Source organism: Phytohabitans houttuyneae (assembly GCF_011764425.1).
In the GTDB taxonomy this organism is placed as follows: domain Bacteria; phylum Actinomycetota; class Actinomycetes; order Mycobacteriales; family Micromonosporaceae; genus Phytohabitans; species Phytohabitans houttuyneae.
This window is the reverse complement of the sequence record NZ_BLPF01000002.1, coordinates 2,356,816-2,383,548: the sequence shown is the minus strand read 5'-3', so window position 1 is coordinate 2,383,548 and position 26,733 is coordinate 2,356,816. Positions and strand designations below refer to the sequence as shown.

The window sequence follows — 26,733 nt, the reverse complement described above, 5'->3', positions numbered from 1 at the left end:
CGCACGGGTGCGCCACGTTTTGTCCCGATACTGTCGGGGTAGCCCGAGCCGGTAGGGGAAGGCACGGGACCGGAGGTGGGGGCGCATGACGAGCGGGTACTGGGACGGGGGCCAGTTCGGCCAGGACCCGTTCGAGGAGTTCCTGGCACAGTTCTTCGGCGCGCAGCAGGGCCGGCGCATCGACCTGGCCAGGCTGATGAGCCAGGACGCGCGCGAGCTGATCCAGAGCGCGGCGCAGAAGGCCGGCGAGTGGGGCAGCCCCGACCTGGACACCCAGCACCTGCTGTGGGCGGTCTGCCAGCGCGAGCCGCTGCGCCAGCTGCTGGCCCGCGCCGGCGACGACCCGAGCTCGCTGGCCTCGGACATCGAGCGGCGGGCGCGGCGCGGCGAGCCGCGGGAGGAGCCTCCCACGCTCACGCCGGCGGCCAAGCGGGCGCTGCTGCAGGCGCACCAGATCTCGCGTACCCTCGGCGCCTCCTACCTCGGCCCCGAGCACATCCTGCTGGCGCTGGTGGTCAACCGGGACTCCGAGGCCGGCCGCATGCTCGCCGCGCACGGAGTGACCCCGGACTCGCTGCGCCAGGCCGCGCTGGGCCAGGGCCAGGGCCCTGGGCAGCCCGGTGCGCCCGCGCCGACCCCGACGCCCACGCTCGACCGGTACGGGCGGGACCTCACCGGCCTCGCCCGCGACGGGAAGGTGGACCCGGTCGTCGGCCGCGCGCAGGAGATCGAGCAGTGCGTGGAGGTGCTCGCCCGGCGTACCAAGAACAACCCGGTCCTGATCGGCGAGGCCGGCGTCGGCAAGACGGCGATCGTCGAGGGTTTGGCGCAGCGCATGGTCGACGGCGAGGTGCCGCACACGCTCACCGGCAAGCGCCTCGTGCAGCTCGACCTGACCGGGCTCGTCGCCGGCACCCGCTACCGCGGCGACTTCGAGGAGCGCCTCAAGAACCTCATCGACGAGATCCGCGCCAACACCGACGACCTCATCGTCTTCATCGACGAGATACACACGGTGGTCGGCGCCGGCTCGGCGGAGGGCGCGACCGACGCGGCCAACATGCTCAAGCCCGCCCTGTCCCGCGGCGAGCTGCACGTGGTGGGTGCGACCACATTGGACGAGTACCGCCGCTACGTCGAGCGGGACGCCGCACTCGAACGCCGCTTCCAGCCCATCCTCGTGCCCGAGCCGAGCGTCGAGGACACGGTGGAGATCCTGCGCGGGCTGCGCGACCGGTACGAGGCGCACCACGGCGTGCGCTTCTCCGACGAGGCGCTGGTCTCCGCGGCCGAGCTGTCCGACCGGTACCTCACCGACCGCTTCCTGCCGGACAAGGCGATCGACCTGATCGACCAGGCCGGCGCGCGGGTGCAGCTGCGCAGCCGGGCACCGGCCACCGACGTGCGCGACCTGGAGCGCCGCATCGAACACCTGTGCCGCGACAAGGACCAGGCGGTGTCCGACGAGCAGTACGAGCGGGCCAGCCAGCTCCGCGACGAGCTCAGCGACCTGCGGCGGCAGGTGTCCGAGGCGGCGGGCGGGCCCAACGGCGTGTCGGAGGTGACGCCCGACGACATCGCCGAGGTGGTCTCGCGGGCCACCGGCATCCCGGCGCGGCAGCTCAGCGAGGAGGAGCGGCACCGCCTCGCCAACCTCGAACAGCGGCTGCACGAGCGCCTCGTCGGCCAGCAGGACGCGGTACGCGTGGTGGCGCAGGCCATCCGCCGCTCCCGCACCGGCCTCGGCGACCCGAACCGGCCGATCGGCAGCTTCCTCTTCCTCGGCCCGACCGGCGTGGGCAAGACCGAGCTGGCGCGGGCCCTGGCCGAGTCGATGTTCGGCGACCAGGACCGCATGGTGCGGCTGGACATGAGCGAGTTCCAGGAGCGGCACACGGTCAGCCGCCTGGTCGGCGCGCCGCCCGGCTACGTCGGCTACGAGGAGGCGGGGCAGCTGACCGAGGCGGTGCGGCGGCGCCCGTACTCGGTGGTGCTGCTCGACGAGATCGAGAAGGCCCACCCGGACGTCTTCAACCTGCTGCTCCAGGTGCTCGACGACGGCCGCCTGACGGACAGCCAGGGCCGCACGGTCAGCTTCAAGAACACCGTGCTCATCATGACCAGCAACCTTGGCTCCGAGCTCATCAACCAGGACCAGGCGCTCGGCTTCGCCACCGCGGGCAGCGACGGCGACCAGGACGTGCGCGACCGCGTGATGCGCCGGCTGCGCGAGGAGCTGCGGCCGGAGTTCATCAACCGGATCGACGAGATCGTGGTTTTCCAGCGCCTGTCAGCGGAGCAGCTCGCCGAGATCACCGACCTGATGCTGGAGCAGACCCGCCGCCGCATGCACGCGCAGAACATCACCGTGCACTTCACCCGCGGCGCGATCGGCCGGCTCGTCGACGAGGGCTACGAGCCGCAGTACGGCGCGCGCCCGATGCGCCGCACCATCCAGCGCGAGGTCGACAACCACCTCTCCGAGATGATGCTCGACGGCCGCCTCTCGGCCGGCCAGGAGGTGCGGGTCGACGCCGGCGACGAGGGCACCCTCACCTTCGAGGTCACTCCCCGCCTGCAGACGGCCTCCGCCCCGCCCCTCCCCGTTGATCAGGGACCTCGTGGACGGACACGCCGACCGACACGCCCACCAACTCCCTGATCAACCGCGCGAGGTCGGCCGCGCGAGGCGGGCCGCGCGAGGCGGGGCCGCGCGAGGCGGGGCCGCGCGAGGCGGGGCCGCGCGAGGCGGGGCCGCGCGAGGTCGGCCGCGCTGGCGGGACGCGCTAGCGCGGGCCGCTAGCTGGCGCCGCCTACCGGTGGGGGGTTGTCCGGCGGGGGTTCGGTTTCTGTGGGGTCGACGATGATGGGGCGGAGGAAGGCCCACAGGACGAAAATCGCGCCGAAGACCAGCATGGCCAGGCCGGCCCACAGGTTGGCGTTGACGTCTCCGGTCTTGGCGCGGTCCTCGGCGGACTCGGCGAAGATGCCCATGAGCACGAGCACGATGCCGTAGAAGCCGACCAGCAGGCCGATCACGCTGCGTACGTCGGAGAAGCCGGCGCGGCGCGGTGCCGCGGGGCGGCCGATGCTCTGTTGACGGTCGGTCATTGTGGGACCCCTCCTCGGGCGGCGGCGGTCAGCGGAAGACGACGTTCAGGGCGATGACGAGCACGAGCGAGATGCCGGCGAGCTTGGTCGGCGACCGGTACCAGGGCAGGCGGCTCGCGGCCGGGTCCGTGCGCTGCTCCTTCGGCGTCTCGGAGTAGACGAGGCCGGCCAGTTCGGACACCGGCTTCGGCGCGGTGGCCTTGCTGACCACGACGCTGACCACGATGTCCACCACGAAGGCCGCGCCGGCCGCGACGAACGCCGCGCCCTGGCCGGGCAGGTTGTAGACGCCGGCCTCGTTGAGCGCCCACACGATGACCGCCGCCGCCGTGCCGGAGACGAGGCCGACCCAGCCGGCGGTCGCGGTCATCCGCTTCCAGAACATGCCCAGGATGAACGTGGCGAACAGCGGCGCGTTGAAGAACCCGAAGAGCGTCTGCAGGTAGTTCATCAGGTTCTCGTAGCCGGAGGCGATGAACGCGGTGCCGATCGCCAGGACCGTGGCGCCGACCGTGGCGAGGCGCCCGATCCGCAGGTAGTACTCGTCGGGGCGGTCCTTGCGCACGTACCGCTGCCACAGGTCGTAGCTGAACACCGTGTTGAAGGCCGAGATGTTGGCGGCCATACCGGCCATGAACGCGGCGAGCAGGCCGGCCAGCGCCACGCCGAGCAGGCCGTTGGGCAGGGTGTCGCGGATGAGCAGCAGGATCGCGTCGTTGTACGTGGTGCCGCTGGCGTCCCCGCCGGCCTTGAGCGCCGCGGTCTCGGCGACCAGCACGCCGGCGATCATGCCGGGGATGACCACGATGAACGGGATGAACATCTTCGGGAACGACCCGATGATCGGCGTGGCCCGCGCGGCGGACATGTTGTGGGTGGCCATCGCGCGCTGCACCTCGACGAAGTTGGTGGTCCAGTAGCCGAAGGAGAGCACGAAGCCGAGGCCGAACACGATGCCGAGCACCGACAGGAACGAGTTGCTGAACCCGGACAGCTCGTTTGCCGGCCACGAGCTGAGCTGTTCGGCGCCGCCACCCGGCGCGTTGGTGATCTTGTCGATCAGGCCGTCGACGCCGCCGACGCGGTGCAGGCCGATGAGCGTGAGCGGCAGCAGGGCGGCGACGATCACGAAGAACTGGAGCACCTCGTTGTAGATCGCCGCAGACAGGCCGCCCAGCGTGATGTAGCTCAGGACGATCGCGGCGGCCAGGATCAGCGCCACCCACAGCGGCCAGCCGAGCAGGCTGTTGACGACGCTGGCCAGCAGGAAGAGGTTGATGCCCGCGATCAGCACCTGGGCCAGCGCGAAGCTGAGCGCGTTGACGAGGTGGGCGCCGGGGCCGAAGCGGCGCAGCATGAACTCGGGCACGCTGCGTACCTTCGAGCCGTAGTAGAAGGGCATCATCACGATGCCCAGGAAGAGCATCGCCGGTACGGCGCCGATCCAGTAGTAGTGCATGGTGGGCATGCCGTACTGCGCGCCGTTCGCGGACATGCCGATGATCTCGACCGCGCCGAGGTTGGCGGAGATGAACGCGAGGCCGGTGATCCAGGCCGGTAGCGAGCGGCCGGCGAGGAAGAAGTCGAGGCTGTCCGAGATCCGCCGGCGCGCCGCGAGGCCGATCATCAGCACGACCGCGAAGTACACGGCCACCAGCACGTAGTCGATGAAGTTGGCGCCGATCCTCAACGGGTCTTCCACGACACGTCTCCTCCGCTCGTGGCCGGTGACAAACGACTGGCCGGTGAGGACTACCGGCCGGTGACAACGACCGCCACGTACCCACGAAACAGGTAAAAAAATCATCGCGGGCGGAGTTGGACTTTTCTCCCCATCCCCCGAATACGGCGCGGGCGCACGGGATCCGTTCCCGAATCCGGCTTGGACCGTCCGGATTTGGCGGGCGGTGCCACGGGAAGCCCCGGCGAGAGCGTGCCAGGCCCGGCGCACGAGGCACGGCGCAGCGCCGCCTGGCGCCGGACCACCGCGAACGGTGCGGCGGCCGGACAGCGACCACTGCGGAGGGTGCGGCCGCGGGAGCGACGGTCCGGACCGCGACGGACGTCGCGGTAGCCCGGATCTGAATGGGTGGGCTACGGCGGTGGCGCGTGCGTCTCGCGCAGCACCACGTCGGCGTGCAGGACCACCGACTCGGGCCCGGCCTCCTCCGCCGCCGGCCTGAGCTGCGACAGCAGCAGCCGCACCGCCTCGGCGGCCATGCGGGCGGCGTCGTGGCGGACGGTGGTCAGCGCGTACGGCTCCCAGCCCGCCATCGGGATGTCGTCGAACCCGGTCACGGTCAGCTCGCCGGGCACGTCGACGCCGTGCCGCCGCGCCTCGTGCAACACGCCCAGCGCGATCGTGTCGCTGGCGCACAGGATCGCGGTCGGGCGGTGGGCCGCGTTGAAGAGCGACTGGGCGGCGGCGACCCCGGTGGCGTGGTCGTAGCCGCCGCGCAGCACCCGGGTGCGGACCGTGCGGCCGGCGGCGAGCACGCTGCGGAAGCCGGACTCGCGGTCCACGCTCGTGCTGAGCCGGCGCGAGCCGAGCACGAGCGCCACCTCCGTGTGGCCGAGGCCGGCCACGAGGGCGGCGATGTCCGCGGCTCCCTGGCGGTTGTCGGCCACGCAGCTCGGGTGCCCCGCCTCGGGTACCAGGCGGTTGACCAGCACGTGCGGCACGCCGCTGGCGGCCAGCTGGCGCGGGACCGCCGAGCCGGTGTGCGTCGCGGTCAGCACCACGCCGTCGACCGAGCCGTCGGTGACCTGGGCCAGCACGGCCGCGTCGCCGGTCTCGGCGAGCAGGGTCGTGCGGTAGCCGGCCGCCGCGAGCGCCTGGTGCAGCGGCACGATCAGCTGGGGGTGGAAGGGGTTGAGCAGGTCGTCCGGGCTGGAGACCACCGCGATCCGGCGGGTGCGGCGGCTGCGCAGCACGCGGCCGGACTCCTGCGGCACGTACCCGAGCTGCTCCGCCGCCTTGCGCACCCGCTCGCGGGTGGCCGCCGAGACGTGCGGGTGGCCGGCCAGCGCCCGGGACACCGTGGGCTGGGAGACGCCGGCCGCTTTGGCGACGTCCTTGCTCGTCGGTACCCGGGTCATCGGCGGCCCCTTGACATGCATACGTATGCGGATCACCGTCGCCCGTCAGCCGAGCAAGCGGAGGGCTGGCAAACATGCGCTTTCTGAAAAGCAGCCTAGACGCCGGGACGGTGGCGGCGGGTGATGCCGCCGTACAGGAGACGGTGCGCCAGTTGGTCGAGGCGGTCCGCGAGCGCGGCGACGCGGCCGTGCGGGAGCTGTCCGAGCGGTTCGACGGGTGGGCGCCGCCGTCGTTCCGGCTCTCCGCCGGCGAGATCGAAAAGCTCGTCCGCACGGTGCCGCAGACCATCCTCGACGACATCCGGTACGTGCAGGAGCAGGTGCGCGGCTTCGCGGAGGCACAGCGGGCGTCGATGGGCGAGTTCGAGATCGAGACGCTGCCCGGCGTGCGGCTGGGCCAGCGGCACATCCCGGTCGCGGCCGCGGGCGCGTACGTGCCGGGCGGGCGCTACCCGCTCGTCGCCTCCGCGCACATGACGATCGTCACCGCGAAGGCCGCGGGCGTGGCGCGGGTCGCCGCCTGCACGCCGCCGATCCGCGGCGAGATCCCGGCGACCACTGTCGCCGCGATGCACCTGGCCGGTGCGGACGAGATCTACGTGCTCGGCGGCGTGCAGGCGGTCGCCGCGCTCGCGCTCGGCACCGGCGAGATCGCGCCGGTCGCGCTGCTGGCCGGGCCGGGCAACGCGTACGTGGCGGAGGCCAAGCGCCAGCTCTTCGGCGAGGTCGGCATCGACCTGCCCGCCGGCCCCACCGAGATCCTGGTGGTCGCCGACGGCACCGCCGACCCGCTCACCGTGGCCGTCGACCTGCTCAGCCAGGCCGAGCACGGCCCCGACTCCCCCGCCGTGCTGGTCACCACGTCCGAGGCGCTGGGCCGCGAGGTCATCGCGCTCGTCGAGCGGATCCTGCCGGGCATGCCGACCCGCGACTACGCCGCCCCGGCCTGGCGGGACCGGGGTGAGGTGGTGGTCGTCGACGACCTGGAGCAGGCGTGGGCGGTGGCGGACGGGTACGCGTTCGAGCACGTCGAGGTGCTCACCGCCGAGCCCCGGCGCGCGCTGGACCGCCTGTCGAACTACGGCGCCCTCTTCCTCGGCGACGGCACGTGCGTCTCGTACGGCGACAAGGTGATCGGCACGAACCACGTCCTGCCCACCCGGAAGGCGGCCCGGTACACCGGTGGCCTGTGGGTGGGCAAGTACCTGCGGACCGTGACGTACCAGGAGGTCACCGACCCGGCGACCAGTGCCGCGCTGGGCCGGCTGTGCGGGCGGGCCGCGCGGGTCGAGACGTTCGAGGGGCACGCCCGCTCGGGCGACCTGCGCGCGGTGCGGGCCGGCGACCCGGCACCCGCCTGGCTCGCGGAGGTCACCGCGCCGCGGACGTAGGCGCTGGTGCGGTGGCCACTCTGCGCCCGGCGCAGCCCGGCAAGGATTTCCAAACAGGGCCTAGGCGGCGGGCTGCCGCGCGCGGCGGTAGCGGCCGGGGGCGACGCCGTAGCGGCGCTTGAACGCGGCGGCGAACGCGAACTCCGACCCGTACCCCACCTCGGCCGCCACCGCGCGCAGCGGTGCGTCCGAGCCGGTCAGCAGGAGGGCGGCGGTGGTCATCCGCCACCAGGTCAGGTACGCCAGGGGCGGCTGCCCCACCAGCGCGGCGAAGCGCCGGGCGAACGGCGCCCGCGACAGCCCCGCCTCCGCGGCCAGCGACGCGACCGTCCACGGCCGGGCGGGGTCGCGGTGCATGGCCTGCAGCGCGGCGGTCGTCGGCGGGTCGGTGAGGGCGGCCGCCCAGCCGGTGCGCGCGGCGCGGGCCGAGCGCCCGTCGAGCCAGGCGCGCAGGATGTGCAGCAGCAGCGTGTCGAGCAGCGCGGGCACGATGGCGTCGGTGCCCAGCCCCGGCCGCGCCAGCTCGGCGGCGAGCAGGTCCACTGTGGAGCGCAGGGCGGGGTGGCGGCCGAGGTGGGCGGGGAGGTGGATGAGGTCGGGCAGGTCGTGCAGCAGCGGGTGGGCGCGGGCCGCGTCGAGCTGGTAGCCGCCGCAGAGCGTCACCGTCGTGGGGTCGTCGACGGGGTCGTCCGCGTACCGGCGCTCCGCGCGCGGGTCGGACGGGTCGCAGGCGGGCGCGGCCGGCGCGGTGGTGGGGCTGTCGGCGAGCGTGTGCCCGCCGCCGTGCGGGCGGAAGACGACGTCGCCCGGCGCGAGCGCGAGCGGCGCGGCGCCCGGCCGCACGAGCCAGCAGGCGCCCTGCAGGACCACCTGGAAGCCGGCGGCGCCGGGCACCGCCGCGAACTCCTGCGCCCACGGCGCCCGCCACCCCACCCGCGCCGAGCGCGGCTGCCCGGTGCGCATCACGGTGATCACGTCGCTGAGCACGTCCACGCGGCAGAGCGTATCGCCGCGAGGACGATCGCGTATGAACGCGGGACCTGAAAGCATGGTCCGTCTCCGCCGGGCGGCCATAGGTTCGTCGGGTGCGAGCCATGCGAATCCACGGGTACGGCGAGGCCTCCGCCATCCGCGCCGACGAGGTGCCCCGCCCCGCGCCCGGCCCCGGCGAGGTCCTGCTCAAGGTCGCCGCGACCTCGTTCAACCCCTCCGACGTCGGGTGGCGGCGCGGCCTGCTGCGCCACGTGGCCGAGCTGGACCTGCCGTGGACGCTCGGCGGCGAGGTCGCCGGCACGGTGGTGGCGGCCGGCCCCGGCCGTGTCGCGTTCGCGCCCGGTGACCGGGTGGTCGGGCGGGTGGACGCCGGCGGCGCCGCGGCCGAGTACATGACCGCCCCGGCCGCGGACCTCGTCGCCGCGCCCGCAGCGATACCGCTGGCCCACGCGGCGGCGCTGCCCATCGCCGGCCTCACCGCGTGGCAGGCCGTCTTCGCGCACGCCCGCGTCGCGCCGGGCCAGCGCGTGCTGGTCAACGGCGCGGGCGGCGGCGTCGGCCGGTTCGCGGTACAGCTCGCCAAGCACGCCGGCGCGTACGTGGTCGCCACCGCCGGCCCGCGCAGCGCCGCCGCCGTCCGCCAGCTCGGCGCCGACCGCGTCCTCGACTACACGAGCGGCCCGCTCACCCTCGACGAGCCGGTCGACACGCTGCTGCACCTGGTGCCCGGTCCGGCCTCCGGCGCGGCAGCGCTGGTCCGGCCGGGTGGCGCGGCGGTGTCGGTGACCGGGCCGGCCGGGGTCGGCGCGCGGCACTTCGTCGTCCGCAACGACACCGCCGACCTGGCCGCGCTGGTCGCGCTTGTCGACGCGGGCGCCGTGCGGGTGGACGTCACGGTCCGCCCGCTCGCCGACCTCGCCGACGTGCACCGCGAGGCCGAGGCGGGCACGCTGCGGGGCAAGACGGTCCTCGTGCCGTGACGCGGCGGTCGCGTCAGGCGGCGACGACGCAGCCCGTCCCGTTCAGCGCGAACGCCGCCGGCGCCACGTTGCTCGCGCTCCACGCGCCGTAGATGCCGAACGTGACGCTGCCGCCGACCGGGATGACCCTGTTCCAGTCCGCGTGCTGCGCGGTCACGACCGCGTTGCTCTGCGTGACCCGCGCGCTCCACGCGGAGACGACCCGCTGGTCACCCGGGTACGCGAACGTCAGCGTCCACCCCTCCACCGGCGTCGAAGGGCTCGTGTTGCGGATCGTCACCGAGGCCACGAAACCGGTCTGCCACTGCGACGTGTTGGTGTACGTGACCTGGCACAGCCCCGGCGTCACCGGCGGGTTCGTCGCGCCGTTCACGTTGAGGGCGGCGGTGGCGATCGAAAGGTTGCCCGCCGCGTCGCGCGCCCGCACGTAGAACTGGTTGCGGCCCGCGCCCAGCGGAACCCCGGCGGTGGTGCCGCTGACGGTGGCGAGCAGCGTCGAGATGAAGACGCCGTCGAACTTGTAGACCTCGTACCCCGTCACGCCCACGTCGTCGGTGGCCGGCGTCCACGCCAGCTGCGCGGTCGTCGCGGTCTGGCTGGCCAGCGCGAAGCCCGGCGGGGTGCCCGGCGGCGTGGTGTCCGGCCCGGTGTCGGTGTTGGGCGTGACGACCACGACCTCGTTGGACACGCCCGAGCGGCGGCCCATCGAGTCGCGGGCGGTGACCGTGAAGGTGTACTGCTTCGTGCGGGCGATGTTCGCCGTGACGGTCACCGTCGTGACGTTGCCGACCTGCTGGCTGAAGGCGACGTCGTAGTACGCCTGCATGTAGAAGACGTCGTACCCGACGATCTCGCAGCAGCCCCGCGTCGACGCGGTCCAGCTCAGCGTCACCGAGCCGGAGGTGACGGCGGTGGCGACCAGGTTGGTGGGTGCGCTCGGCGGAAACGGCGACGTGCCCGGTGTCGTGCCCGACGTGGGGGACCGTGTCGGCGGCGACGTGTCGAGCACCACGGCCGAGGCCGGCGACGCGCCGACGCCCGGCACGGCGGCGAGGAGCGCGCCGAACACCGCCGCCGGCAGGACGGTGGCGGCCAGCAGGCCCGGCAGCAGGCGACGAGTGGCCACAGTGGAGCGCACGCCAGACATCCCTCGACAATGCGGCAGCCATCGACGTCCGTCAAGGTCTCCGCACTCGAGCCGCGGTCGAGCCCCGCTCGAACGACGTTTCCGGGTCCGGCAGGGCCTGGTTCGCCCGGGGAACCCGGCGAACCACAGTGGTCACCGCGCTAGATCGCGGTCCAGGCGTCCGGCTGGGTGCCGTCGACATCGGTGAAGCCGTACTCCCGGGCCAGCTCGGCCGCGCTCACCGAGCGCTGCTGCCACCGCGAGCGCCCCGGGTCCGCGGCGAGGGCGGCTACCGCGCGACCCACGTACCGCGGTGACTCCGAGGCGGCGAACCCCGGCGGCGCACCGGCCGCGAGGGCGTCGCGCCACGTCTGCTCGGTCACGCCGAACGCGTCGAGCATCATCTCCGACCGCAGCCACCCGGGGGTGATCGCGACCGCGGTGGCGCCGTGCGGCGCGAGCTCGTGCCCCTGCGCGAACGCCAGCCGGTTGACCGACGCCTTGGCCAGGTCGTAGAAGACCGAGATCCGGTACGTGCCCGCGTTGTACTCGGCCGTGCCGTCGGTGACCTCCACGAGCAGCCCGCCGGGCCGGTCGATGAGCAGCGGCAGCAGGTGGTGCGACGTGATGAGGTGGGTGTCGACGGCGAGGCGCAGGATGCGCAGCCCCTTGTCGAGGTCGTGCTCCCACACCGGGGTGTTCCACTCGCTGGGGCCGCCCTTGAGCTGCTCGGCGCCCCAGATGTTGTTGACCAGCACGTCGATGTGCCCGTACTCCCCGCGCAGCCACGCCGCCAGGCCCCCACCCGCTCGGCGTCGAGGTGGTCCACCGCGTACGGCACGCCGGTCCCGCCCAGCGCCGTCACCAGCTCGGCGGTCTGCTCGATCGTCTCCGGCCGGTCGTAGTCGGACCGGAGCCGGTGGCGGCTGCTGCTGCGCCCGGTGCACACGACGGTCGCGCCCGCCTCGCCGAGGGCCGCGGCGATTCCCCGCCCGGCGCCGCGGGTGGCTCCGGCCACCACGGCGACCCGCCCGCGCAGCGCGTCCTTGTCCGGCGACCACGATGTCATCCGGCCAGTCTCGCAGCCGGGGATCCGACAGCCAGCATCGACTCGCGCTGATGGCGGTGCGGCTCCGCGCGCCCATACACTCACCGGAGCGCCCCGAACCGCCTCGGGGCGCCGACCGGGGGGCCGACGTGATACGCGTCTACTTCACGCCGGAGGACATCGGCCGGGTGCGGCTCGCCAGCAGCCCCGACCCGCTGTGGGAGACGATCTTCAGCCTCTTCCGCCTGCGCCGGCCGGGGCCCGCCCCGGTGTTCGGGCGGTGGCGCCGCGACGCGCTGCGGGCCAGCCGCCGGGCCGACCTCGAGGTGCTCGACCCGCTGGTGCAGGGTCGCTACTACCCCGACTTCCTCACCCCGGCCGAGGGCCTGCGCGGCCTGCCGACCGGGCTGGACGCGCTGCTGGCCACGCCGGTGTCCCGCCTGCGCACCGACATGACCCGGCTCGCCCGCCTCGGCCGCCCGCTGCCGGCCTGGACCCGCCGCCTGGCCGAGGGCGACCGGCCGACACTCACCCGGGTGGCCGCCGCGCTGCGCTCACACCACGAGGCGGTGGTGGCCCCGATCTGGCCCGACGCCCTGGCCGCCGTCGAGGCCGACCGCGCGCGGCGCGCGCGGGTGCTGCTGGAGCAGGGCTGCGAGGGCCTGCTGGACAGCTTCCGGCCGATGATGCGCTGGGCCCCGCCGGTCCTGGAGATCGACGTGGCCTTCGAGCAGTCGCTGCACCTGCGGGGACGCGGGCTGCTGCTCGTGCCGTCCTACCTGTCGTGGGGCTCGGCCGACCTCCTGCGCGACCCGGCCCTGCCGCCGGTCCTCGTCTACCCGGTCGAGCACGACATCACCCTCCCGGCCGGCACGCACCTCGCCGCCCTGATCGGACAGACCCGCACCGCCGTGCTGGAGTCCATAGGGGACGGTCGCACCACCACCGAGCTGGCCCGCCGGGTCGGCGTGAGCATCGCCTCGGCGAGCCAGCACGCCGCGGTGCTGCGCGAGGCCCGCCTGATCCACACCACCCGGACCGGCCGCGCCGTCCTCCACACCCTCACCCCGCTGGGCGCCGCCCTCCTGCGGACCGCCGCACCGCCCGAAGCCTGACCGCCGCCGCCCACCCTGGCAGGCTTTCCACCGCATACGCCCCGGTCCCCGCCACCGCTGCCGGCGGGGCGCGCCAAGCCCTCCGGTCGCCCTCAAGCCAACCCGAACCAGATCCGGGCTACCGCGACGTCCGTCGTGGTCCGGACCGTTGCTCCCGCGGCCTCACCCTCCGCGGTCGCCCAGCTCACCCCAGCAGCCCGCTCCAGCAGATCTTGGCAAGTTAGCGTCGAAATATCGCGCCAACTCACCAAGATCTCGAAGCTCACACCGCTGTGCCTGATCGACAGTCACCGACCGCGACGACGGCGCCGAACCGCGGGCGGACTCGCGCACTCCCACCGCGAAGGAGACTTCGGGGTGGGGGTTGTCGCGGTCGCCGGCTTCCCAGATCGCCGCCACTGTTTCTGACCGGCGGCCACGCGCCAGGCCCCTTCTTGACCGGCATCGACAACGGCGACCACCCCGCCCTGTTGCGGACGGAATCGCCCACCTCAACCCCAAGCTCCCTAGTCACTCACGCCAAACCAACCGGTCGCCCGCCGCCGAGCCCACCGGCCTGTCGCTCAGGCCAAGCCACCGGTTGCCGGCCGCGCGCCAAGCCCACCGGTCGCACGCCGTCCGCCAAGCCACGAACGGTGGTCGCCGCGCGGAGCCGGCCGTGCGGCGGGCTTGTCCACCACCGACAGTGCGGTCGGGCGCTGGGCGCATCCGTGCGCCCAGCTTGAGACGCCGTTCGCGACAGCCCGCCGACGGCCTGACACCCGCACCGGCACCGGCCACGCAGGCTCGACCACCGCGGACGGCGCCCGGCCGGCCGGACCACCACGAGCCGCGCCAACCCCGCCCGGCCCCACCACGGACCGCGCACGGCCGGCCCGACCACGGACCGCGCACGGCCGGCCCGACCACCACGGACGGTGAGGCCGCGGGAGCAACGGTCCGGGCCACGGCGGGCGTCGCGGTAGCCCGCCGTCTTCGCCTTTGAAGGGGCCTCAGCGGGGTCGCGGCAGGCGGCGGGCCCTGTCGCGGCGTTCGGGTGTGCCCGGGTCGCCGACGGCGCCGGCGGCCGGGCCGCGGAGGGCGGCGTGGCGGCTGGTGTCGAGGCGGGCGGCGACGTGCGCGAGCGTGCGGTCGCCCGGGGCGGCCGCGATGTGGAAGTGGGAGGCCTTCGCCGGGGTCAGGTCGCCGCCCCAGGCCACGATCCCGTCGCAGTCGACGAGGATGTCGCGGACGATCAGCTCGTGGTGCGGCCACAGCGGCTCGCTGCCGCCGACCGGGTAGGCGGCCGGGTGGAGGGCGATGGCGGTGCCGGACAGGTAGTTGGTCTCGTAGGGTGCGCGGACCGCGCGCCGTGCGGTGTGGCCGGTCACGCCGCCGCCCTCGCCGGTGTCCAGCGGGGCGATCTCGTAGTGCCAGCGGCGCGCGACGTGCAGCAGGACCGCGGCGGCGGCACCGCGGCGCAGTGCCACGGAGGCGGCGGAGCCCTCGATGCGGTGGACGGCGATGGCGGCCGGGTCGATCGGCCAGCCGTTCTGGGAGGTGTCCCGGGCGAGCGCCGGGGCGGCGGGGACGAGTGTGAGCGCGCCGGCGCCGGCCGCGGCGCCGAGGAGGGTGCGTCGGCTGATCATGGTGTCCTCACTGGTCGAGGGTGTGGACGCCGGGGTCCGCGCCCTGCCGCCACACGTCGTGGTCCAGGCCCCAGCCTGGCTGGAACTCGTACTCCCGGATCTGGTTGAACGACCAGTTCGCCGGCAGCGGGAAGCCCAGGTTGCCGGAGTAGCCCCACGACATGCCGGAGACCAGCGACCAGGTGGCGCCGACCTCGCGGGAGACGCGGTCGCACACGTTGCGGGAGCCGTAGACGCCGAACGTGTACCGGTTGCCGAGCGCGCCGAGGGCCGCCTTGACGCCCTCGAAGTACGGCTTGACGTTGCTGTCGATGTCGACGTCCAGCGCGTCGTAGTCGACGGCGAAGTACACGCAGGTGCCGGCGGGTATGCCGAAGCCGGCGGCCTTGTGGTGCGCCTTCTGCCCCTGGTCGTACCCCTTGTCGTAGGTGAAGTTGGCCAGCTGCGTGCCGTTGTACTGGAACAGCGGGAAGAACCGCAGCCCGGCGTCGAGGATGGCCCGCGGCTCCCCCGGCTTGAGCGCCTTGCCCAGGTAGGCCGGGTCGGTCGGCGGCAGGTGCTCGTCGAGGTAGCGGCCCACGATCTGGTACCCGGCGGCGCGCAGCTGCGCGGCCCGCGCCGCGGTGATCTCGGTGATGCAGTCGCAGCCGGCGGCCGGGCGGCCCACGTCGCCGGAGGAGACGAGCAGCTGCGCCCACGTGGTGTAGTCGTTGGTGCCGTTGACCGGGATCTGCGAGAACTCCTGGAAGGCGCGCAGCCACGCCACGTGCGAGGCGGTCGCGGCGTCGGTGGTGATGTCGCCGGCCAGGTAGCGCAGCGGGGTCTGGCCGCCGCCCGCGCGCACGTACGTGGGCGAGTTGAAGTAGCACGCCGCCCGGAACATGTAGCGCAGGTCGCCGGCCAGCGCGCCGGAGCCGCGCCCCCGCAGCGCGGCCTGCGTGCCGGGGCCGAAGTAGCCGTTGATGGCGTTGATGTCGATGCCCAGCTCGTACTGCAGGCCCATCATGAAGCCCTGCTGCACGTCGCGCGAGTAGTAGCCGTCGCAGGGCACCAGGCTCATCGCGGGGATGCCGATGCCGGCGACGTAGCGGGCGTTGAGCCGCCGCTGGATCACCTGGGTGTCGGCGTCGCCGCCGGGTACGAGGCGGAACTGGTCCATCCGCATCATCGCCTTGACGACGTGCGGCCACATCCGCTGCCGCGCGGCGGCGTCGGAGTAGGAGAGTCCGGCGTGGGCGTACAGCTGCTCCAGCGCCTGCTGCGAGTCGCCGCTCCACTGGCCCTGGTCGGTGGCGGTCCAGTAGCCCTTGCACCACAGCGCGCCGTTGTACAGCCGGACGATGTTGCCGTTGGTCTCCTGGCCGGGCAGCTTGTTGCGGGTCCTGACCGCGTTGAACGTGCCGGGGCCGAAGTTGCGCACCGTCGGCGAGATGCCGAGCTCGTGCTGCAGCCCCTGGGTCAGCGAGAGCACGGTGGACCAGCCGGTGCGGCCGTCCTCCGGGCAGCGCTCGTAGCCGGGCGCGGCGGCGTAGGTGGCGTTGCACCAGCGCTGGGCCGCGAAGACGTGGATGTCGGCGAGCCCGGTCCAGGGTGCGGCGGGGTCGATCGTGGAGCCCTCGCGGGCGTACATGGTGAGGTTGCCCGGGCACTGCGTGTCGTACCCGTACGAGTGCGGGACGATCCGCGTGCCGGCCGGCTTCGGCGCCTCGGTGCGCAGGTGGCGGATGAGGTCACGGACCGCGCGCAGCAGTGGCTCGCCGGCCGTGTGGTCGAGGTTCATGAGGGCGCAGATGGAGTAGAAGCCGCCGTTGCGCCCGATCTCGCCCGGTGCGCACGGCGCCGGGCCGCCGGAGGGGAAGCAGCGGCCCCAGTTGGCCTCGCCGCGCTCGTACCCCGGCCCTCGTAGATGTTGCCGTGCTGGCAGACCAGCCAGTTGTACTGGATGTCCCCGTTGCCCTCGCCGGAGCGCACGTCCTCGGTGTAGACGCCGGCGATGTCCTCCAGGCAGTCGTCCTCGGTGACGTAGCCGCCGCCCAGCGACCCCGGGCCGCGGTGGTGGATGAACACGCCGCCGACCGGGTTCCAGTCCGGGTTGGGGCTCGGCGCGGGCGGGTTCTCGGCGTGCACCCGCATCATCGGGTCGACGAACTGGGCCCAGGTCGCGCGCCTCTTGATCGTGATGGGCATGGCTTCTCTTCCACTCGGCGTCGGGTGGTCCCGCGCCCCCGGCGCCAGAGGCGGCCGGCGGTGGCGGACGCGCCGAGCATCCGGTCCGCCGCGGCGGCCGGGCAACACCTTTCAGCCAGGCCCGAAAGGCGGGGACGCGCCCCGCCCCGGTGTGGAAGAGCGTCTAGCGGGGGTCGGCGCGCATCGCGGGTGACGCCTGCACGAACGTCCAGCGGTGCCCGTCGAGGTCCTCGGCCACGTACGAACGGAAGCCCTGCTGCGAGAGGCCCTCCACCACCCGGGCGCCGGCGGCGACGGCGTGCGCGTGGTGCGCGTCGAGGTCGTCGACGTACACCCACAGGGCGTGCGACACCGGCTCCTGCGCCGGCTTGCCGTCGGCCGGGAAGAGGAGCACCGCGCCGTCGCCGACGTGCAGCGCCGGGCAGGACGGACCTGTCGATCTCCGCGCTGAACGCCTCGAACGCCGTCGCCGGATCCACGTCCACCCGCACCGACGCGCTCGCCGACCGTGCCGTCATGGCCGCTCCTCCCCCTCGTCTGCGGCACGCGAGGCGGCGGGCTCGCCGCGCCGCGCCGCGCCCGCCTCGACGTGCCGCTTGAACGCGCCGAGCTGCTCCGTCCACTGCGCCTGCACCTGGTCGAGCCACGCCTGCAGGGCCACCAGCGACTCGTGCCGCAGCCGGAACACCCGCAGCCGCGCGTCGCCGGCCACCCGCTCGTCGGTGACCACGCCCGCCGCGAGGAGGATCCGCAGGTGGCGGCTGACGACCGGGGCCGAGACGCCCGCGGCCCGCGCCAGCTCGCCCGCCCGCCGCGGCTGCTCGCCGAGCAGCTGCACGACCCGCCGCCGGGTCGGATCGGCCAGCGCCGCGAACAGCTCGTCCACCTCCCGCGCGGTCACCCTCTAACAGTTAGAGGTACCGCTAACATTTGTCAACCGGTGGCGGCCGGAGCTCACGCCTCGCCGGGCCGGCTCCGGCGCGGGTCGCGGAGGTGGAGGAACTCGGTCACGCCGATCGCCGCGAGGATCGGGCGCACCGGCAGTGGGACGGCCTTGCGCGCCGGGTCGCGCACCACGCGCGGGTCGGTCAGGCGGACCGGCCGGCGGCGCAGCTCGACCTCGCAACCGCCCGCCGCGAGCACGTTTCTGGTCCAGTCGCCGACGCCGTAGGTCAGCGCCACCACGTACCCGTCGGGGGTCTTGAAGATGTTGACCGGCGTGCGGAACTCGCGGCCGCTGCGCCGGCCGCGGTGCACGACGATGCCGAAGGCGGGCAGCACCTGGGCGACCGGGCCGAGGACCCGGTTGCTCACCACCCGGTTGATCCTGGCCAGACGCCGGGGAAGCACCACGCGCCCACCATACGCGCGCCCACGCGGGCGGGGTAAGGCCGCCGTGGGTGGGTAAGAAGGAGGGATGGCGCCGACGAAGGCCGGGGCACGGCGGAAGGACAACCTCAAGGAGTACCGCCGTAAGCGCGACTTCGCGCGGACGCCCGAGCCGTCCGGCGACAGCGCTCCACCTCAGGGTGAGGCGCGGCGTTTCGTGGTGCAGCGGCACCGGGCGCGGCGCCTGCACTACGACTTCCGCCTCGAGGTCGACGGCGTGCTGGCGAGCTGGGCGGTCCCGAAGGGCCCCACGCTCGACCCCAAGGCCCGGCGCGCCGCCTTCCACGTCGAGGACCACCCGATCGAGTACATCGACTTCGAGGGCATCATCCCCTCGGGCGAGTACGGCGGCGGCGACGTCATCGTGTGGGACGCCGGGACCTGGCGCCCCGCCGAGGACGTCGACGACGCGGGGCGCGCGCTGGCCGGCGGCGAGCTGCACCTGGACATGTACGGCGAGAAGCTGCGCGGCCGCTTCGTGCTGGTCCGCACCGGCAAGGACGGCGACCGCGAGCGGTGGCTGCTGCTGCACAAGAAGGACGAGTTCGCCGAGGGTGGCTGGGATCCGGAGGACCATCCCCGCTCGGTCCTGAGTGGCCGGACCAACGACGAGGTCAAGGCCGACCCGGACCGGATGTGGCGCTCCGACCAGCCGGCCGCGCGCGCCGCGGTGCCGCTGAAGGCGACCGCGGACCCGGCCGGCGACGCCGCGCTGCGGGAGCTGGAGGGGATGCGGGCCGCGGGCGGGGTGTGGCACGTCTTCGGACGCGACCTCAAGGTGACCAACCTCGACAAGGTGCTCTTTCCCGGCGACCCGCCGGTCACCAAGCGGGAGCTTCTCGCGTACACGGCGCGGATCGCGCCCACCGTGCTGCCGTACGTGCGGCGGCGGGCGCTCAACATGCACCGCTACCCCAACGGCGCCGGCACCAAGGGCTTCTGGCACAAGGAGCTGCCGCACCACGCGCCGGACTGGCTGCCGCGCTGGGACAACCCGGACGCCGACCCGGGCGAGACGCGCACGTACCTCGTGGTCGACGAGCCGGCCGCGCTCGTGTGGGCGGCCAACTTCGGCGCGCTGGAGTGGCACGCCTGGACGTCCATGGTGGACCATCCGGACCGCCCGACGTGGGCGCTGATCGACCTCGACCCGGGCGAGCGGACGAGCTGGGAGGACCTGCTCACCCTCGCCCGCCTGCACCGCACCGCCCTGGAGCACGTCGGCGTCGTCGCCCGGCCGAAGGTGACCGGGCGGCGCGGCATCCAGATCTGGGTACCGGTCGCGCGCGGCCCGGACTTCGCCGCCACCCGCGCCTGGGTGGAGAAGCTGTCCCGCACCGTCGGCGCGGTCGTTCCCGACCTGGTCAGCTGGAAGTGGGAGGTCAAGGAGCGCGAGGGCAGGGCGCGGCTGGACTACACGCAGAACGCGGTCAACAAGACGCTCGTCACGCCGTACAGCCCGCGGCCGGCGCCGGGCGCACCGGTGTCGGCGCCCGTCGACTGGGACGAGCTCGACGACCCCGGCCTGCGCCCGGACGCCTTCACGATCCGCTCGGTCGTGGACCGGGTCGCGGAGCGCGGCGACCTCTTCCGCGACCTGCTGGACCACCCGCAGAAGCTGCCGCGCCTCGACTGACCGCCCAGGCGGCGGCACGCGACTCAGGCGAGCGTCACGTCCACGAACCGTCCACGGTAGATGGTGACGTCCTCGTACAGGTCGTCGCTGTCGAAGCTGTTCACGTTGTACGACACCAGCAGCCGCCGGTCGGTGCTCAGCTCCGGGTGCACGTGCGGGTTGTACGTGTACACGTTGGCGTTGCCGTACGTGCCGGTCGCACCCGTCTCCGGCGTCGTGTAGAGCAGTGTCTTGCCGGTGAACGGGCCGGTCGGGCTGTCGCCCACGTACGCCACGATCTTCGCGCTGAACAGCTCGGTCGTGTCCTGGGTGACCAGCAGCCACCTGCCCCGCCACGGGGTGACGCTGTGCTCGTTGCTGACCCCCTCCATGACCCGCGCCGAGTCCGTCTCCACCGTGGACCATCCGGAGCCGGTCCAGAACTCCCACCGCCCGCGCAGGTCCCGCCCGGCGACCCGGGCCACGTGCAGGTACTTGCTCACGCCCCGGTCCTCGACGCCGTACACGTACACGTGGCGGCCGACCGGCTGGAGCCACGCCGCCCAGGTGACCTCGGCGCCGGAGGGCAGCGGCCGGATGTCGATCACCCGGTTGAGCCGCCCCACCGACATGCGCGCGAGGTGGGTGCCCATCCAGGCGAAGTCCCACGGGCCGGTGCCGGTGCGGCCGAACTCGACGACCGTCTGGTTGAGCACCCCGCCTACGGCGATGCCCGCGCCGATCCAGTACCAGTTGTCGCCGCTGGCCGGGGCGAGCAGCGTGGTCGGCTCGGCCGCGGTGCCGCCGTGCACGGTGGTGAGCCGCTGTCCATCCTGGACGATCATCGAGTTGCGCAGGAACGGGGTGTCGAGGGGCCGGCTCAGGTCCGGGTTGACCGGGCCGAGGAACGTGTCCGAGTACATCCACAGTCGACGGCCGTCCGGCAGCGGCGTGGAGTACGTGCTGTCGGCGCCGGTCCAGCCGGCGCCGGTGTTGCCGTAGGTGTTGAAGAGCGTGTTGAGCGGGGCGTTCGGGGAGCCGGTGGGGGTGCGGGGCGCGGCGGCGGCGGGGCGGGCGGACAGCACGGTGAGCGCGGTCGCGCCCGCCGCACCACCGAGGATGGTGCGACGGCGCATGGTTCTCCTATCCGAACCTCATGAAGGGGGGAGCGACGCCGGGTTGACGGCGAGGAGGCCGCCGTCCACCCGGTATTCGGCGCCGGTGACGAACGACGCCCGGTCGCTGGCGAGGAAGGCGACGACCTCGGCGACCTCTTCCGGCCGCGCCACCCGGCCGAGCGGGTGGCTGCGACCCCACTGCGCGACGGTCTCCTCCACGGTGGACTCCCCGCGGAAGAGGTCGGCGGCCCAGCGCAGCATGGGCGTGTCCACCGAGCCGGGACACACGGCGTTGACCCGGATCCGGTCGGCGGCGTGGTCGAGGGCCATCGACCGGACCAGCGCGTTGATGCCGGCCTTGCTGGCGGCGTACGCGGCGACGTTGCGCTGGGAGACGGACGCCTGCACGGAGGAGACCGCGACGATCGCGCCGCCGCCCCGGGCGCGCAGGTGCGGGATCGCGGCGCGGCAGGCGAGGTAGACGCCCTTGAGGTTGACGTCGAGCACCTCGTCCCACAGCGCCTCGGTGGTCTCCTCGACGGTGCCGTACCGCTGGATGCCCGCGCTGGTCACCAGGATGTCGAGGCCGCCGAAGCGCTCGACGGCGGTGGCGACGAGCCGTTCCATGTCGGCCGCGACCGTCACGTCGGCGCGGACTCCGTCACCGTCGACGTCGCCGTATACGACGCTCGCCCCGTCTCGCGACAGGCGCGCGACGACGGCCGCGCCGATGCCCTTGGCGCCGCCGGTGACGACCGCTACCTTGCCTTTCACGGCAGTACCTCCACGGACCAGTCGAGCGACAGTGACGAGCGCGGCGGCAGGGTGAGCGCCGAGCCGTTCGCGACGGCGGTCGGCAGCCCGTCCGTCGGGTAGCTGGAGAAGGGCTCGACGCCGACCACGTACGCCTGGCCCCACCAGGGGTAGTCGGTGGTGTCGCCGGCCTCGTGCCACAGCCACAGGTAGGGCAGGACGGCGGCGTCCCACTCGACGCGCACGCCGGGCCCGCCGGGCCGGCGCAGCGTGTACCAGCCGTCGGTGAAGCCGGTCAGGTAGACGATCTCGCTGGGCGCGCCAGGCTCCGGCACCACCGAGAGGTCGACCGACCCACCGGTCGGTGTGGGTACGACCGGCCACGGGTACGGCCCGCCGGGGGCTACCGCGCGGCGCGGCGGGTTGATGGTCGACCCGTGCGGGATCACCCGGACGCCGTCGGGCAGGGTGAGGCGGGCGCCGGGCACGAGGAAGGGCCGGCCGAAGGCGAGGTGCTGGCCCCACATGGCGTGCACCTCGACGGGTGCCTCGTTCTCCACGATCTCGGCGACCCGCAGGCGCGCGCCGTCGAGGCGCAGCACCTTGGACACGCGCAGCGGGGTGCGCCGGGCCGCCACGGTGAGGCGCACGCCGCCGTCGACGGGTACGCACTCCCACGGCAGCCCGGCCACCTCGCCGTGCTGGTCGAGCGCGGCTCCCCGGTACGTGGCCGGCGCGCCCCCGTTGGGCAGGACCTCCTGCCAGCCGCCCGGATACGTGTCGAAGAAGTCGCCCGACCCCGGCCAGCCGCGGCGCGGCGAGCGCCAGGTGAAGTCGAGGTCCAGTCCCTTGTGCCGGAACTCCACGATGTGCCCGCCGTGCGGCAGCACGGTCATCCGCAGCGCGTCGTTCTCCAGCACGACCTCGGGCACCGTCATGACGGGTCCGCCCACCGGTCGTTCGGCACCAGCGGGTACCAGCCTGGCCGCGCCGGGTCCCGGTCGTAGGGGTAGCCGCCCAGCTCCCGGTACAGCTCGGCGTAGCGGGCCACCCGCTCCCGGTCCAGCCGCACACCCAGTCCCGGCCCGTCCGGCACCGCGATCGCGCCGTCCACATAGGGCAGCTTGCCGCCCTCGATGACGTCGTCGCGCAGGTGGTGGTAGTGCGCGTCGGCGGCGTGGGTGAGGTTGGGCAGCACGGCGCCGAGGTGCAGCATGGTGGCCAGCTGGATGCCCAGCTCTCCGGATGAGTGCACGGCCACGCCGAGCTGGAAGGTCTCGCACACCGCGGCCGCCTTGACGCACGGCCGGATGCCGCCCCAGAACGTGGTGTCCAGCAGGACCACGTCCACGGCCGGGTCCCGGACGTTCGTCGCGAGCTGCTCGAAGTTGACGACGACGGTGTTGGTGGCCAGCGGGATGCCGAGGTCGCGCAGCTGCCGCATCCCGTTCAGGCCCCAGGTCGGGTCCTCGAAGTACTCGTTGGGCAGGTCCCGGATCGCCTCGCCGAAGCGCCTCGCCTCGGCCACGGACAGCGAGCCGTTGGGGTCGTACCGCAGGCGGTCGCCGGGCGGCAGCGCGGCGGCGAGCGCCCGGTAGCACTCCAGCTCGTACTCCGGCGGGAAGACCCCGCCCTTGAGCTTGTGGACGGTGAACCCGTGCCCCCGCCTCAGCTCGCGGGCGTGCGCCACCAGCTGGTCGGGGGTGCGCACCTCACCGCCGCCGCCGGCGGCCGGCAGCCGGAAGAACAGGTACGCGGCGAACGGGACGCGGTCGCGCAGCTTGCCGCCGAGCAGGTCGTACACGGGCACGTCCAGGTGCTGGCCGATCAGGTCCAGGCAGGCGAACTCGACGGCGGCCAGCAGCTGGGTGCGGTTGTTGTACAGGCTGGCGGTCGGGTTGGCGATCGCGAACCGCAGCGCCTCCAGCGCGAACGGGTCGTGGCCGACCAGGTAGTCGCGCAGGCCGCGGACGGCCTGCTCGGCGCTCTCTCCCCCGCCGCCCAGCTCGCCGAGCCCGACGAGGCCGTTGTCGGCCTCGACCTCCACGATGGTCCGCACGAAGCGGCCCCAGTGCGCCCCGTTGGAGTGCCGCAGCGGCGCTTCGAGGGGGACCGTCACCGTGGTGGCCCGGATGTCGACTATCTTCACGGCTGTCCTTTGTCGACCGTGACCGCCACGAAACCGCCCGCGGGGACCGTGACCGCCGCGGCGCCGTCCGCCGCGGCGACCGGCGTGAGGTCGCGCTCCAGGCTGGTGCCCACCGCGGCCCGCGCGAGGCCGGGCACCCGCAGCGAGACGGTGACCGGCGCCGGAGCCGCCGACGACAGGTACACCACCAGGTCGTGTCCCCGCCGGGAGGGGCCGATCGCCGCGACCCGCACCAGTGGATGGTCCACCGTCGCGTAGCGGTCCTCGGGTGGCGCGACCGCGCCCTCCCCGGTCAGCGGCACGGCGACGAACGCGTCCGTGAAGCCCGCGGCGACCGCCTGCCCCAGCTCGCGCGGCTCGGCACCGGCCGCCGAGCCGACCGCGTACCGGAACGTCGTCTCGCCCTGCTGCTGCGCCGGGAAGTTCGTGTCCCAGATGTTGTTCATCGCCCACGAGTAGACGGTGCCGGGCTCGGCCGGGTCGGGCGAGATCGTCGGCGGGAACGGCGCGTACGGCAGGAAGATGTCGCCGAACATGACCAGCGGCGCCTGCAGGGTGGCCCACGCCGCGGTCACCTCGCCGTCCGCGAACGCCACCCAGTGCCGGATCGGCGCCAGGTGACGCGCGGCGCCGGGCACGGTCGGAGCGTCGCCACCGCCCACGCCGCCGGTCAGCTCCCAGGCGACCGGTGCCGGCATCGCGAAGGGGAACGCGAAGAAGACGCTCTCCTTGGCCGGCGCGCCGTCCTTGTACAGGCGGTTGGTGATGTCGACCCGGGCCACGCCCGCGGTGAGCGTGACGGTGGTGCGCAGCCAGCGCGCGCCGTCGGCGTCCAGCTCGATCTCGAGGGTCTCCCCCACGGCCGTGCGGACCGCGCGCAGCAGCGAGGCGCGGCGGCCGATCGAGCGGCCGGCCAGCAGGGCAAGGTCCCCCGCGGGGCCTCGATGTGGCCGGAGAGGTGGTTGACGTGCGGCGCGGTGGAGTACCGCTCGTGCACGTACTGGTTCATGCCCGCGTAGCCGGCGGCGTTGACCAGCTCGCGCCCGGCCCGCTTGTCGAAGATGGACGTGAGCGTGCCCTCGCGCGGGTCGACGTTCACCCGGTAGTACTCGTTCTCGATCTGCCAGGTGTCCAGCTCCTCGGCGACCGCCGGCCCGGTCCCGGCGACGACGTCGATGCGGGCGTGGCCGACCGCCGGCACGTCGGCGAGCACGAAGGACAGCCGCCGCCCGGCCGGCCGGGTCGGCCAGTCCTCCGGCCGCACGGCCTCCTCGTGGTGCGGCACCGCCGAGCCGGTGCGGGCGTCCACGATGGACACCAGGTCGTCGAGCGGCACGACGCTGGCGGGGAGGAAGACCTCCGCGAGGTCGGTGCGGTCCGCGGGGCCGAGGTTGGCGATGAGGTACGAGGCGAGCGCGCCACCCGCCGGCGCGAGGCGGGCGCCGAGCCGGTGGGCGCCGGCGTGCCGCAGGTCCTCGGCGTCGTCCGCGCCCGAGTAGGCCATCTCGCACTTGCGCGCCCACTGCAGGCCGCCGGAGTCGAAGCCGTCCTCGTGGTCGTGCCACGGGTTGGCCGCGCCCCAGGTGTGCTCGTCGAAGAGGCCGAGCTTGTCGTAGACGGCGTCCACCTCGGCCGTGGCCGGCGAGCCGGCCAGCGCGTGGAGGGTCTCGGCGTGCCGGACGGCGTGCTGGGCGCGGCGGGCGTACCCGAGCGGCCGCGCGCCGGAGCCGAGCCCGTCGGCCCACCAGTCGGTCCAGTCGCCGCTGTGCTCGGGGATGGCCTCCCCGAGCCGCCGCTCGGCGTCCTCGAAGAACGCGCTGTTCGTCGACATGCGCAGCTTCGGCCAGGCGTACGTGGCGTTCCACTCCCGCACCACGGACGGCGGGACGATCGACGGGCCGGCGTTGTCCGCGTTGCCGCCCTGCACGCGCAGGTGCAGCACGTCGTGCGGGTACGGCGGCTTGTGCAGCTCGACCCCGTCCAGGCCGCTCCAGCCGAACGCCTCCTTGCGGTACGGCACCGGACGGTTGGCCAGGGACCACAGGTAGCCGGGCAGCAGGGAGCTCGCCGCGGCGAAGCTCTCCGCGATGCCGACGACGTTGCCCTCCATGTACGCCATGCCGTGCGCGGTGTCGGTGAACCAGACGAGGATCCGCTCGCCGGCCGGCGACCGCCACCAGAACGGCCGCCCCAGGTCCTGCCCGCCGGTGAGGAACGGCACCGAGCGGCCGGCCCAGTTGTGCGCCGCGGACAGGTACCGCACGCCGCCCGCGGCGAGGGCGTCGACGAAGCCGACGACGGCGCCGGGCACGTCGGTGTGCATCGCCGAGGTGATGGGGATGCCGTGCCGCTCGCGCAGGTCGTCGGTGAAGCGGAGCATCCGGTGCAGCTCCTCGACCGAGCACGCCTCGGTGTGCAGCTGGAACGGCATCGCGGTGACCTCGATGCGCCCGTCCCGGGCCAGCGCCACGAAGCGGTCGACCGCCGCGCGGTCCCGCGAGTCGAGCCACCGCCGCACCGGCAGGGCGGACTCGACGGTCCAGCGGAAGCGCGCCTCGTCCGGCCACCGCTCGGTGGCGGCGGCGAGGTCGAGCGCGGAGTCCAGGTACTCCAGGTGGTTGCGGAGCACCACGCCCTGCCGGTCGGTGTAGCCGATGTCCAGGTGCGAGTGGTGTACGACGTGGACCGTCCACTTGCGCTGCGGGGTGATGACGAAGGCGGCCTCCCCCACCCCTTCCACCGCGATCCCGACCGTGCGCGGGGTGTCCACTTCGGGCACCCACACGTCGGCGCCGGCCCGGCCCTCGCCGACGAGCGTGTCGCCGTCGCGGACCGTCACCCGTGCCTGTTCGGGGGCGCCGGTCACGCGGATCGCCTGGCGCAGCGGGTCGCCCTGGAAGAGCGGGAGGCAGGCGACCCGCACGTCGCCGGCGACGGTCGTCGCTCCGGCGCTTCGCAGGGTGGCGCGCATGTCGTCGTAGCCCGGCGAGCCGAGGCTCGCCCGCAGCAGCCGACTTGTCACGGTGGGACT

22 protein-coding genes and 1 pseudogene are annotated in these 26,733 nt (G+C 73.9%); 5 read left to right on the top strand and 18 right to left on the bottom strand.

The window, feature by feature from the left end; genetic code table 11:
- Positions 1-85: 85 nt before the first annotated feature.
- Positions 86-2,662, top strand: a complete 2,577-nt coding sequence (locus tag Phou_RS33790) for an ATP-dependent Clp protease ATP-binding subunit (protein ID WP_173063799.1) — start codon at positions 86-88, stop codon at positions 2,660-2,662.
- Between the two features lie 137 nt (positions 2,663-2,799).
- Here Phou_RS33790 and Phou_RS33785 read toward each other — a convergent pair whose 3' ends face one another.
- From Phou_RS33785 to Phou_RS33775, 3 genes are all read right to left on the bottom strand, one after another.
- A complete protein-coding gene (locus Phou_RS33785; RefSeq protein ID WP_173063796.1) occupies positions 2,800-3,111 on the bottom strand; it encodes a hypothetical protein in 312 nt (103 codons plus the stop codon).
- Between the two features lie 28 nt (positions 3,112-3,139).
- Entirely contained in the window at positions 3,140-4,813 is a 1,674-nt protein-coding gene (locus Phou_RS33780; protein WP_246274034.1) for a sodium:solute symporter family protein, read from the bottom strand.
- Positions 4,814-5,205: 392 nt separating this feature from the next.
- Positions 5,206-6,210, bottom strand: coding sequence for a LacI family DNA-binding transcriptional regulator (locus Phou_RS33775; protein WP_173063789.1), 1,005 nt, complete (start codon positions 6,208-6,210; stop codon positions 5,206-5,208).
- Positions 6,211-6,284: 74 nt separating this feature from the next.
- Here Phou_RS33775 and hisD point away from each other — a divergent pair, with 74 nt between their 5' ends.
- Entirely contained in the window at positions 6,285-7,601 is a 1,317-nt protein-coding gene (gene hisD / locus Phou_RS33770) for a histidinol dehydrogenase (protein WP_173063786.1), read from the top strand.
- A gap of 60 nt (positions 7,602-7,661) precedes the next feature.
- On the opposite strand, the gene Phou_RS33765 is transcribed toward hisD, so the two are convergent.
- Positions 7,662-8,594 carry an AraC family transcriptional regulator gene (locus Phou_RS33765; RefSeq protein WP_173063783.1) on the bottom strand — a complete coding sequence of 311 codons (933 nt, stop codon included), beginning with the start codon at positions 8,592-8,594 and terminating at the stop codon, positions 7,662-7,664.
- Positions 8,595-8,695: 101 nt separating this feature from the next.
- On the opposite strand from Phou_RS33765, the gene Phou_RS33760 reads away from it, so the two are divergent.
- Positions 8,696-9,574 carry an NADP-dependent oxidoreductase gene (locus Phou_RS33760; RefSeq protein ID WP_173064984.1) on the top strand — a complete coding sequence of 293 codons (879 nt, stop codon included), beginning with the start codon at positions 8,696-8,698 and terminating at the stop codon, positions 9,572-9,574.
- 13 nt (positions 9,575-9,587) lie between these two features.
- On the opposite strand, the gene Phou_RS33755 is transcribed toward Phou_RS33760, so the two are convergent.
- Together Phou_RS33755 and Phou_RS33750 are read right to left on the bottom strand one after the other, a co-directional pair.
- The gene (locus Phou_RS33755) at positions 9,588-10,721 is read right to left on the bottom strand and encodes a cellulose binding domain-containing protein (protein WP_173063780.1); all 1,134 of its coding nucleotides are present in this window, start codon (positions 10,719-10,721) and stop codon (positions 9,588-9,590) included.
- Positions 10,722-10,861: 140 nt separating this feature from the next.
- Positions 10,862-11,769, bottom strand: a pseudogene (locus tag Phou_RS33750) (SDR family oxidoreductase).
- A 128-nt stretch (positions 11,770-11,897) separates the two neighbouring features.
- Between Phou_RS33750 and Phou_RS33745 the strand changes: the two are divergent.
- Entirely contained in the window at positions 11,898-12,863 is a 966-nt protein-coding gene (locus Phou_RS33745; protein ID WP_246274033.1) for an ArsR/SmtB family transcription factor, read from the top strand.
- A 992-nt stretch (positions 12,864-13,855) separates the two neighbouring features.
- Here the strand turns inward: Phou_RS33745 and Phou_RS33740 are convergent.
- The 6 genes from Phou_RS33740 to Phou_RS33715 form a co-directional block, all read right to left on the bottom strand.
- Entirely contained in the window at positions 13,856-14,491 is a 636-nt protein-coding gene (locus tag Phou_RS33740; protein WP_178134988.1) for a hypothetical protein, read from the bottom strand.
- Between the two features lie 7 nt (positions 14,492-14,498).
- Positions 14,499-16,271, bottom strand: coding sequence for a glycoside hydrolase domain-containing protein (locus tag Phou_RS33735; protein WP_246274032.1), 1,773 nt, complete (start codon positions 16,269-16,271; stop codon positions 14,499-14,501).
- Positions 16,268-16,678, bottom strand: a complete 411-nt coding sequence (locus Phou_RS33730) for a peptidoglycan recognition protein family protein (RefSeq protein ID WP_173063774.1) — start codon at positions 16,676-16,678, stop codon at positions 16,268-16,270. Before Phou_RS33730 ends, Phou_RS33735 begins: the two co-directional genes overlap by 4 nt.
- A gap of 163 nt (positions 16,679-16,841) precedes the next feature.
- Positions 16,842-17,153, bottom strand: coding sequence for a VOC family protein (locus Phou_RS33725; protein ID WP_173064978.1), 312 nt, complete (start codon positions 17,151-17,153; stop codon positions 16,842-16,844).
- A 39-nt stretch (positions 17,154-17,192) separates the two neighbouring features.
- Entirely contained in the window at positions 17,193-17,579 is a 387-nt protein-coding gene (locus Phou_RS33720; RefSeq protein WP_173063771.1) for an ArsR/SmtB family transcription factor, read from the bottom strand.
- A gap of 53 nt (positions 17,580-17,632) precedes the next feature.
- Positions 17,633-18,031, bottom strand: coding sequence for a nitroreductase family deazaflavin-dependent oxidoreductase (locus tag Phou_RS33715; RefSeq protein WP_173063768.1), 399 nt, complete (start codon positions 18,029-18,031; stop codon positions 17,633-17,635).
- Between the two features lie 64 nt (positions 18,032-18,095).
- On the opposite strand from Phou_RS33715, the gene ligD reads away from it, so the two are divergent.
- Positions 18,096-19,703, top strand: coding sequence for a non-homologous end-joining DNA ligase LigD (ligD, locus tag Phou_RS33710; RefSeq protein ID WP_173063764.1), 1,608 nt, complete (start codon positions 18,096-18,098; stop codon positions 19,701-19,703).
- A 23-nt stretch (positions 19,704-19,726) separates the two neighbouring features.
- On the opposite strand, the gene Phou_RS33705 is transcribed toward ligD, so the two are convergent.
- Genes Phou_RS33705 through Phou_RS33680 form a run of 6 tightly spaced genes read right to left on the bottom strand, consistent with a single transcriptional unit; the run spans position 19,727 to position 26,724 of the window.
- Positions 19,727-20,818: a DUF5005 domain-containing protein gene (locus tag Phou_RS33705; RefSeq protein ID WP_173063761.1), complete on the bottom strand. Its 1,092-nt coding sequence runs from the start codon at positions 20,816-20,818 to the stop codon at positions 19,727-19,729.
- Between the two features lie 18 nt (positions 20,819-20,836).
- Positions 20,837-21,574, bottom strand: coding sequence for an SDR family NAD(P)-dependent oxidoreductase (locus tag Phou_RS33700; RefSeq protein ID WP_173063758.1), 738 nt, complete (start codon positions 21,572-21,574; stop codon positions 20,837-20,839).
- The gene (locus tag Phou_RS33695; protein ID WP_173063755.1) at positions 21,571-22,491 is read right to left on the bottom strand and encodes a DUF4432 family protein; all 921 of its coding nucleotides are present in this window, start codon (positions 22,489-22,491) and stop codon (positions 21,571-21,573) included. The genes Phou_RS33700 and Phou_RS33695 overlap by 4 nt, the downstream gene beginning before the upstream one ends.
- Positions 22,488-23,702 carry an enolase C-terminal domain-like protein gene (locus Phou_RS33690; RefSeq protein ID WP_173063752.1) on the bottom strand — a complete coding sequence of 405 codons (1,215 nt, stop codon included), beginning with the start codon at positions 23,700-23,702 and terminating at the stop codon, positions 22,488-22,490. The genes Phou_RS33695 and Phou_RS33690 overlap by 4 nt, the downstream gene beginning before the upstream one ends.
- Positions 23,699-24,484 carry a hypothetical protein gene (locus Phou_RS33685; RefSeq protein WP_173063749.1) on the bottom strand — a complete coding sequence of 262 codons (786 nt, stop codon included), beginning with the start codon at positions 24,482-24,484 and terminating at the stop codon, positions 23,699-23,701. The genes Phou_RS33690 and Phou_RS33685 overlap by 4 nt, the downstream gene beginning before the upstream one ends.
- A complete protein-coding gene (locus Phou_RS33680; protein WP_173063746.1) occupies positions 24,373-26,724 on the bottom strand; it encodes a glycoside hydrolase family 38 N-terminal domain-containing protein in 2,352 nt (783 codons plus the stop codon). Before Phou_RS33680 ends, Phou_RS33685 begins: the two co-directional genes overlap by 112 nt.
- Between the last annotated feature and the right edge of the window lie 9 nt (positions 26,725-26,733).